The organism is Streptomyces sp. MS06 (assembly GCF_047200655.1).
Classification (GTDB): Bacteria; Actinomycetota; Actinomycetes; order Streptomycetales; family Streptomycetaceae; genus Streptomyces.
Genome location: NZ_JBJZOJ010000011.1, coordinates 134,460 through 142,731, shown reverse-complemented (window position 1 = coordinate 142,731; position 8,272 = coordinate 134,460). Strand labels below are relative to the sequence as shown.

The 8,272-nt window shown below is 68.3% G+C and carries 5 protein-coding genes and 1 pseudogene; 3 read left to right on the top strand and 3 right to left on the bottom strand.

The features are described 5' to 3' along the window. Positions 1-309: 309 nt before the first annotated feature. Complete coding sequence (locus ACL02U_RS08260) at positions 310-837, bottom strand: hypothetical protein (protein WP_412790005.1); 528 nt, start codon at positions 835-837, stop codon at positions 310-312. A 246-nt stretch (positions 838-1,083) separates the two neighbouring features. Here ACL02U_RS08260 and ACL02U_RS08255 point away from each other — a divergent pair, with 246 nt between their 5' ends. The 3 genes and pseudogenes from ACL02U_RS08255 to ACL02U_RS08245 all read left to right on the top strand — a co-directional run bounded on the left by ACL02U_RS08255 (position 1,084) and on the right by ACL02U_RS08245 (position 5,505). Beyond that, on the top strand, positions 1,084-2,007 hold the full coding sequence (locus ACL02U_RS08255; protein WP_412790004.1) for a hypothetical protein: 924 nt from the start codon (positions 1,084-1,086) through the stop codon (positions 2,005-2,007). Beyond that, positions 1,998-4,256, top strand: a pseudogene (locus ACL02U_RS08250) (RHS repeat-associated core domain-containing protein); the annotation flags it as partial. The gene ACL02U_RS08255 and the pseudogene ACL02U_RS08250, both read left to right, overlap by 10 nt. Before the next feature lie 829 nt (positions 4,257-5,085). Beyond that, a complete protein-coding gene (locus ACL02U_RS08245) occupies positions 5,086-5,505 on the top strand; it encodes a hypothetical protein (RefSeq protein WP_412790003.1) in 420 nt (139 codons plus the stop codon). Between the two features lie 93 nt (positions 5,506-5,598). Here the strand turns inward: ACL02U_RS08245 and ACL02U_RS08240 are convergent, their stop codons facing one another. Together ACL02U_RS08240 and dxr are read right to left on the bottom strand one after the other, a co-directional pair. Next, positions 5,599-6,903: a M50 family metallopeptidase gene (locus tag ACL02U_RS08240; RefSeq protein ID WP_412790002.1), complete on the bottom strand. Its 1,305-nt coding sequence runs from the start codon at positions 6,901-6,903 to the stop codon at positions 5,599-5,601. Continuing rightward, a complete protein-coding gene (gene dxr, locus ACL02U_RS08235) occupies positions 6,900-8,201 on the bottom strand; it encodes a 1-deoxy-D-xylulose-5-phosphate reductoisomerase (protein ID WP_412790001.1) in 1,302 nt (433 codons plus the stop codon). The genes ACL02U_RS08240 and dxr overlap by 4 nt, the downstream gene beginning before the upstream one ends. Between the last annotated feature and the right edge of the window lie 71 nt (positions 8,202-8,272).

Genomic DNA, 8,272 nt, shown 5'->3' with positions numbered 1-8,272 from the left:
GTCACCACCCACCGGCACCGACCCGACCTGGATCCGCCGGCTCTTACGGCGCTCGGCGAGCTTGGTCGGAACGGACGGCATGCCGAGAGAAATCGCAGTCATCTGCTGTGCAACCCCAAGTAGTGGATCAAGGTCCGGTCCCGTTGATCAGCGGGCTCCAGCATCCGAGATTACGGCACCGACCTGAACGGCGGCGCACGGCGGCCCGACCGTCGGCCCAATGGTGTGCCGCGGTGCCGGGCCGCGGCTCGGGCACCCGGTACCGCGGACAGGACGGTCCGGACGGCCGCCCCGCCCGCGTGGGGCGGCTCAGGGCGTGCCGGTGCTGTCCGCGGTGAGCGGTGCGGCGGAGCAGGTGGTCCGCCCGAAGGTGCCGCCGGCGGTGGCGCTCTGGAGGTGTCGGCCGCGGACGGCGAGCGAGCAGCGGGCGGTGCCGCCGTCCGCGCCGAGGAGGATGTTGATGGTCGGGTGCTGGCCGAGGGGGACGTCGACGGTCTTCCGCCAGGGGAGCCGGGCGCCACGGACCACGACGGCCTCACCCGCCTCGCTCCCGGCCTGGTAGGTGAGGTCGGCGGTGCCGGAGCCGGTGACTTCGTAGGTGACGGAGGCGGTGACGACGGGCTGCTGCCCTTGGTCGCCGCCTCCAGCGGTACCCGGCACGCCGTAGAGGACGAGCCCGGTACAGGCGGCCAGTACGGCGGCGGCGGTGATCAGGGCAGCACGGTCGGGGCGCCGGAGGGCGAGCCGGGCGGTCCGCTCGGGCGGCGCGGCCGCCGGTTCCTCCGCCGCCTCGGGGATGTCTGCCACTGTGCGCGAAATCGACTTTTCCTCGTCCATGAACCTCACCTAACCGCCGGACGGCCCGCATGTGATGGAACCGTGCATGGTTTCTACATTTCAGCTACGCCGATATTCCGGAACGCGGCCCTTATACCTGACACCGGGAGGCCTTTTCCAGCGCCCGGACAAACCGGACGGCCATGTGGGACCATCGCGGAAATGCCGGAATTGCGAACTCACTTGACGCCACGTCACCACAGTCAATAGAACCGCGGCGCCGCTCTTCTGACCTGCCGTGGCCACATGGCCAGGGCTGCGTGGCGGCATGTTTGCGATATCTGCCAGCAGGAAAGGGTTGCGGTGAAACGCAGATTTGGCACGCTCATTGCGTGCCTGGTGGTTTCCGCGGTGACATCTGCCGCGTTGCCTCAGGCCGCTTATGCGGCGTCCGGATCCGACAACGACGACGGCAAGGGAATTGTCGATACCGTCAAGGGTTGGTTCTCGGACGATGCCGGCACGAAATTGGACAAGCCGCCGTCGCATGACGGGGTCGGTGTGGCGGATCGACAGAAGCTGCCGAAGGGAAGGCAGGAGCCGGCGGCGAAGCGGGTCCGGGAGCTGACCGGGCGGCGGACGGCGAACGCGCGGTTCTGGCAGTTGTCGGACGGGCGGGTGCAGGCGGAGTTGTCGGCGGTGCCGACCTCCTACCGGGACGGTGCGTCGGGGTCGTGGAAGGCGATCGACACCACGGTCCGCCCCGCGAAGGCGAAAGGTTTCACCTTCGCGGACACCACCAATGAGGGCCGGGCGTGGTTCGGTGCGGACACCGGGAAGCTGGTGCGGTTCCAGGCCCCCGACGGCCGGGCCGTCACTCTCGGTCTGGACGGTGCGGGCAAGAGGCTGACCCCGCACGCCGAGGGCTCGACGGTCTCCTACGCGGATGCCGCGCACGGCGCGAAGCTGGCGTATGAGGTCGGTCGGGGGCGGGTGAAGGAGAACATCACCCTGGCGAAGCCGCCGTCCGGGCCGCTGGCGTTCACGTTCACGCTGGATGCGGACGGGCTGACGCCGAAGGCGCGGCCGGACGGTTCGATCGCGTTGTTCGGGGAGCTGCCGCAGACGCCGGTGATGGTGATCCCGGCGCCGTTCATGACGGACGCGGCCAAGGCGAACGACTCGGTGTTCGGCCGCACCTACAGTCGCAAGGTCAGCCAGACGCGCTGAACCGCCCGGTCAAGCAGTACCAGCCGTACGACCCCGCGGACGCCCGCTACAACGACCCCGACGTCTACACCCAGACCGCCTACGACGCGGTCGGCCGGGTGACGTCGACGTCGCTGCCGCCGTCCGAGGGCCAGACCGTCCGCAACACCACCAGCTACAGCTACTTCGACAACGGCTGGGCGAAGTCCTCCACCAGCCCCTGGGACATCACCACCACCTACGACTACAACGACCTCGGCCAGCAGACGGCCCGCACCCTCACCTCCGCGGGTGGCTCCTCCAACCGCACCATGACCTGGGGCTACTACCCCGACGGCAAGCTGAAGTCCCGCGCGGACGACGGCGTGCCGGTCGGCAAGGACGTCGTCCTGGTCGACAACTCCGACACCCAGAACACGGCAAGGACCGGCACCTGGACCACCGGTGACCTCACCGGCCAGCAGGGCTACGACCACGCCACCCACGCCACCGGCACCGGCACCGACTCCTTCACCTGGACGCTGAACATCCCCGCCGACGGGACCTATGAGGCGTTCGTGAAGTACCCGGACGTGTCCGGGGCGACAACCACGGCCAAGTACACCGTCACCCACGACGGCGCCACCACCGACGCCACCGTCGACCAGACCACCGGCGCGGGCACCTGGGTGTCGCTGGGCTCCTTCAGCTTCACGCAGGGCAACACGGCCAATCTGGAGCTGTTCGAGAACAGCGGCGGCAACGTGACCGCCGACGGTGTGAAGCTGGTCCGCGACAACTCTGCCGACACCGACACCGAGCAGAAGACGTTCACGTACGCCTACGACGTGAACGGCAACCTCACCTCGATCGACGACGCCTCATCCGGTGCGACGACCGACCATTACGCGATCGCCTACACCGGCCTCAACCAGGTCAAGAAGGTGACCGATTCGCTCAGCGGCACCGTGCAGAAGTCGACGTCGTACACCTACGACGCCGACGGCCTGCCGGAGACCATCGACCACCCCGACCAGTACTCGACGTACACCTACGACCTGCGTGACCTGGTCGAGACCGTCTCGGTCGGCAAGACCGCCACGGACACCTCCCCGAAGGTGACGTCGTACACCTACACCGACCGCGGCCAGCGCCTGCAGGAGACCAAGGCCAACGGCAACACCGTCGACCACACCTACTTCCTCGACGGCCCGGTCAAGTCCACCACGGAGAAGAAGACCGACGGCACCCTCGTCGCCTCGCACACCTACGCCTACGACCCCAACGGGAACACGGCGCAGGACGTCGCGCAGAAGATGAACGCCGACGACCACACCGCCTACCTCTCCTCCACCACCGACTACACCTACGACCCCGCCGACCGCCTCGCCAAGGCGGTCAAGACCGGCAACGGCGCGGACACCGAGACCTACGTCCACGACGACAACGCCAACGTCATCAGCCAGACCGTCAAGGGCACCAGCACCACCTACACCTACGACCGCAACCGCCTGCTCACCGCCACCACCGGCGGCGCCACGGCGAACTACAACTACGACCCCTTCGGCCGCCAGGAATCGGTCACCTCGGGCGGCCAGATGATCAGCCGCAGCGTGTACGACGGCTTCGACCACGTCATCGAGTCCCGGAAGACGGACTCCACCGGCGCGATGAAGTCGACGACCTACACCTTCGACCCGCTGGACCGCACCACGTCGAAGACCGCAGCCGGCAAGACGACCGACTACACGTACCTGGGCCTGTCGAACAAGGTCCTCGACGAGAAGGTCGCCGGCGCGCTCACCAAGTCCTACCAGTACAGCCCGTGGGGCGAGCGCCTGTCGCAGGTCACGCACAACAGCGACGGCACGACCTCGGACGGCTACTACGGCTACAACAGCCACACCGACGTCGAAACCCTCACCGACTCGGGTGGTGACACCGAGGCCACCTACGGCTACACCGCCTACGGCAACAACGACGACTCCGAGTTCACCGGGATCGACAAGCCCGACGCCGCCGATCCGACGAAGGAGGACTACAACCCCTACCGCTTCAACGCCAAGCGCTGGGACTCGCGGTCCGGGACCTACGACATGGGCTTCCGCAACTACGACCCGGCGCTGAACCGCTTCACCACCCGGGACATGTACAACGGCGCCCTCGCCGACATGAACCTCGGCGCCGACCCCTACACCGGCAACCGCTACGCCTTCACCGGCGGCAACCCGACCACTCGACTCGAACTGGACGGACACACCAGCTGTGACATCACAGGCATGTGTGGGGGCGTCTACCGCGAAACACCGATGATCAAGGCAGAGCAGAGGGAAGGTGCTGCGATCAGGGCGGTGCGCAACGGTTCGTTGACGAGTTATAGCGGCAACGATTCCCCGAAGACCCCGAACGACAACGCCCCCTTCGACTCGAAGGAGCCGACGCCGAGCGAGCGTGCTTACTTCGTGAATCACGTGCTGCCCGAGTACGAGGCCTTGGTCAAGGCAGCTCAGGCGGCCGGTTGGGGGCTCACAGCCAAGCTCTGGAAGCACTACCGCGGCGCAAGCGGAGCCGACTACGACGTCGACTTCAACTACCTCAAGGACGATCCCGGTCTGCGCAAGGTCGTACAGGGACAGCTCGACGACTGGCAGGATCAAGCCTTGGCGAGTTGCCGCTCCGGAGGAGCCTGCGAGTTCAAAGCCGATTCCAAGTGGCTCGGTGTGAATCTCGAGACCAGTGACAACCACTTCGGCATCGGGCATGCACAGATCCGCATCACAGGAACCGCCATGTCAGACGGCAAGTCAGTCGGCATGATGTTCAACGTCCAGGTCTACAAGGACTGGAACTTCGACAAGGACAAGACGGCTCTCGGTATCAACCTGAGCAGATATGCGGCGATGCACGAGTACGGATACGCCCAGGAGTTTGCGATGACCTCGCAGAGTCCGACGTACGGCTACAACAACGTGTACTCGAATAGCTGGGGGTGACCGGAAGACCGATTGACCGTGGGGTGGGTGTGCGGAGCCGCACACCCACCCCACGGTCCGGATTCCCGTCGCCCGGCTACCCTCACGGTGGTACTCACCACAGTGGCCCCCGGAACAAAGGTGAAGTATGAAGGCGTTTGCGCTCTTGATCCGGCTCGGATGCGTCGTCGTATCAGCGATCGCGCCTCCAACGCTTCTCCATTACTTCCTGTCCGGGGTGTTCGAGGCGCAGTCCGGTGCGAGTACGCAGAGCGGAAGCCGCTGGGCAGGCGCGTTCCAGGTCGGTGTACCCGCCGCGGTCGTCGAGCTGGGGATCATCGTGGTTGTGCTGCTCTTCGCCAATGCAGCGAGCGCCGATCGGGCCTCACGATCTGCCCACGTCGTCGCTGTGGCGGTGGCGGCTCTGTGCGCCAGTGTTCCCACCTCGCTCTTCGTGGGTCTCCTCGCGTGGCCGGTGGTCCTGCCGGCCTGTACCGTGTCAGCCGCCCTGGCCGCCTCCGTCGTCATGCGATCCGCACCCGCAACCACGTCGCCCGCCGGTTCCTGACAACCGCCCAACGGCCGCGCCCCGCGGTTCCCGCCGGTCGGCGGGAACCGCGGGGCGCGGCTTCACGGGTCGGGTGCGGCGCACCGCCGCGGCTCAGGTGATCCGCACCGGGTTGACCACGTCCGCGATCAGCACCAGGACGGTGAAGCAGATGAAGATGCTCGCCACCACGTAGGCCACCGGCATCAGCTTCGCCACGTCGAACGGGCCGGGGTCGGGGCGGCGCAGCAGCCTGGCCGCCTGGCGTCGCAGCGACTCCCACAGGGCGCCCGCGATGTGTCCGCCGTCGAGCGGGAGCAGCGGGAGCATGTTGAACAGGAACAGGGACAGGTTGAATCCCGCGACCAGCATCACGGCCATGGCCAGCTGCTGGGAGGGCGGGATGTCGAGGGTGAAGATCTCGCCGCCGACGCGGGCGGCCCCGACCACGCCCATCGGGGAGTCGGGCTGCCGGGGCGCGCCGTTGAAGGCGGCGTCCCAGAGTGCGGGGATCTTGGCGGGGAGGGCGGCCAGGGAGTCGACGGCGTCGCCGACCCGGTCGCCCATCCACGTCACGGAGCCGCCGAAGTCCTGCCGGACGACGCCGGTGGCGGAGCTGAAGCCGAGGAATCCGGCCTCGACGTACTCGCCGCGGACGTAGGCGCCGCTGGAGTCCTTCTTGACGAGCTTGTTGGTGGCGATCTTCGCGTGCAGGGTGGCCTGCTCGCCGTCCCGGTCGACGACGATCGCGACGTTCTTGCCGGCGCTGTCGCGGATGAGGTCGGACAGGGTGTTCCAGTCCTCGGTCCGCCTGCCGTCGAAGGAGACGATCTTGTCGCCGGGTTTCAGCCCTGCAGCCTGGGCCGGGGACGCCGGGTCGGACTTCCGGCAGGTGTCGCGGTTCTCGCTCTGGGCGATGACACACGGCGAGACGGAGCTGACGGTGGTGGTCTGCTGCTGGATGCCGAAGGCCATCAGCACGGTGAGGAAGAGCCCGAACGCCAGGATGAGGTTCATGAACGGGCCCGCGAACATCACGATGACGCGCTTCCACGGCTTGCGCGTGTAGAACAGCCGGGTCTCGTCGCCGGGCTGGAGCTCCTCGAAGGCCGCCGACCGGGCGTCCTCGACCATGCTGCGCCAGGGCGAGGTGGAGCGGGCGGTGATCCGCCCGTCGTCGCCGGGCGGGAACATGCCGATCATGCGGATGTAGCCGCCGAGCGGGACCGCTTTGATGCCGTACTCGGTATCGCCCTTCTTCCGCGACCACACGGTCGGGCCGAATCCCACCATGTACTGCGGGACGCGGATGCCGAACATCTTGGCCGTGGACAGGTGGCCCAGCTCGTGCCAGGCGATGGAGACCAGCAGGCCGACCGCGAAGACGACTATGCCGAGGATCATCATCAGGGTCGTCATGCACGGGCCTCCGCCGTCGTCGCCGTCTTCGCCTCAGTGGTCGTCTTCGTGGTGTCCGCCGTCCGGGTCGTCAGTCGCCGGGCCCGGGCTCGCGCCCAGCTCTCCGCCTGGAGGACGTCCGGCACGGTCAGTGGGGTTCCCGTACCGGGGGTGCCGTGCTCCTCGACGACCCGGGTGACGGTCTCCATGATGCCGTTGAAGGGCAGCGCGCCGTTGCGGAAGGCCTCGACGCACTCCTCGTTCGCCGCGTTGAAGACCGCGGGGGCGGTGCCGCCCAGCTCGCCGACGTGCCGGGCGAGGTTCACGGCAGGGAAGGCCTCGTTGTCGAGCGGGAAGAACTCCCAGGTGGAGGCCCTGCTCCAGTCGAAGGCGGGGGCCGCGTCGGGGATCCGCTCGGGCCAGCCCAGGCCGACGGCGATCGGCCCGCGCATGTCGGGGGGCGTCGCCTGGGCGAGCGTGGATCCGTCCGTGAACTCCACCATCGAGTGAACATACGACTGCGGGTGGACGACCACCTCAATGCGGTCGAAGGGAATGTCGTAGAGCAGGTGTGCCTCGATGACTTCGAGGCCCTTGTTCACCAGGGTGGCGGAGTTGATGGTGATCACCGGGCCCATGGCCCAGGTGGGGTGGGCGAGGGCGTCCTCGACCGTCACGTCGGCCAGTTCGGCCCTGGTGCGGCCGCGGAACGGTCCGCCGGACGCGGTGACGACGAGTCTGCGCACGTCCGCGCGGGTGCCGGCGGCGAGGGCCTGGAACAGGGCGGCGTGCTCGGAGTCGACGGGGATGATCTGGCCGGGCGCGGCGAGCGCCTTCACCAGCGGGCCGCCCACGATGAGCGACTCCTTGTTGGCGAGCGCGAGCGTGCGGCCCGCCTCCAGGGCGGCGAGGGTGGGCGCGAGGCCGATGGAGCCGGTGATGCCGTTGAGGACGGTGTGGCAGTCGGAGGCGGCGAGGTGGGTGGCCGCGTCGGGCCCGGTGAGGATCTCGGGCGGCGACTGCCCGGGGCCGTACCGCGCGCTCAGTGCCTCGCGCAGCGCGGGTACGGCGTCCTCGCTGGCGACGGCGACGGTCCGCACCCGCAGCCGGTGCGCCTGCTCGGCGAGGAGGGCGACCCGGCTGCCGTGGGCGGACAGGCCGGTGACCCGGAACCGGTCCGGGTTGCGCAGCACGAGGTCGATGGCCTGGGTGCCGATCGACCCCGTGGAGCCGAGGATCACCACGTCCTTCGGACCGTCGGCCGTCACCGGATCGTGGACGAGATGCGGGTCGGCGAGGGGTGCTGGGCTGTCGCTCATCCCCCCATTGTTGCGGTTGCGGCCGCGGAGGAGGACAGGGTGTCCCCCGCACGGGGGGCCACCGGGGTGTC

Excerpts from the sequence above, each read along its gene's own strand:
- ACL02U_RS08260 (WP_412790005.1), bottom strand. The coding sequence starts at position 837 with ATGGACGAGGAAAAGTCGATTTCGCGCACAGTGGCAGACATCCCCGAG.
- ACL02U_RS08255 (WP_412790004.1), top strand. The coding sequence starts at position 1,084 with ATGGCCAGGGCTGCGTGGCGGCATGTTTGCGATATCTGCCAGCAGGAA.
- ACL02U_RS08245 (WP_412790003.1), top strand. The coding sequence starts at position 5,086 with ATGAAGGCGTTTGCGCTCTTGATCCGGCTCGGATGCGTCGTCGTATCA.
- ACL02U_RS08240 (WP_412790002.1), bottom strand. The coding sequence starts at position 6,903 with ATGACGACCCTGATGATGATCCTCGGCATAGTCGTCTTCGCGGTCGGC.
- dxr (WP_412790001.1), bottom strand. The coding sequence starts at position 8,201 with ATGAGCGACAGCCCAGCACCCCTCGCCGACCCGCATCTCGTCCACGAT.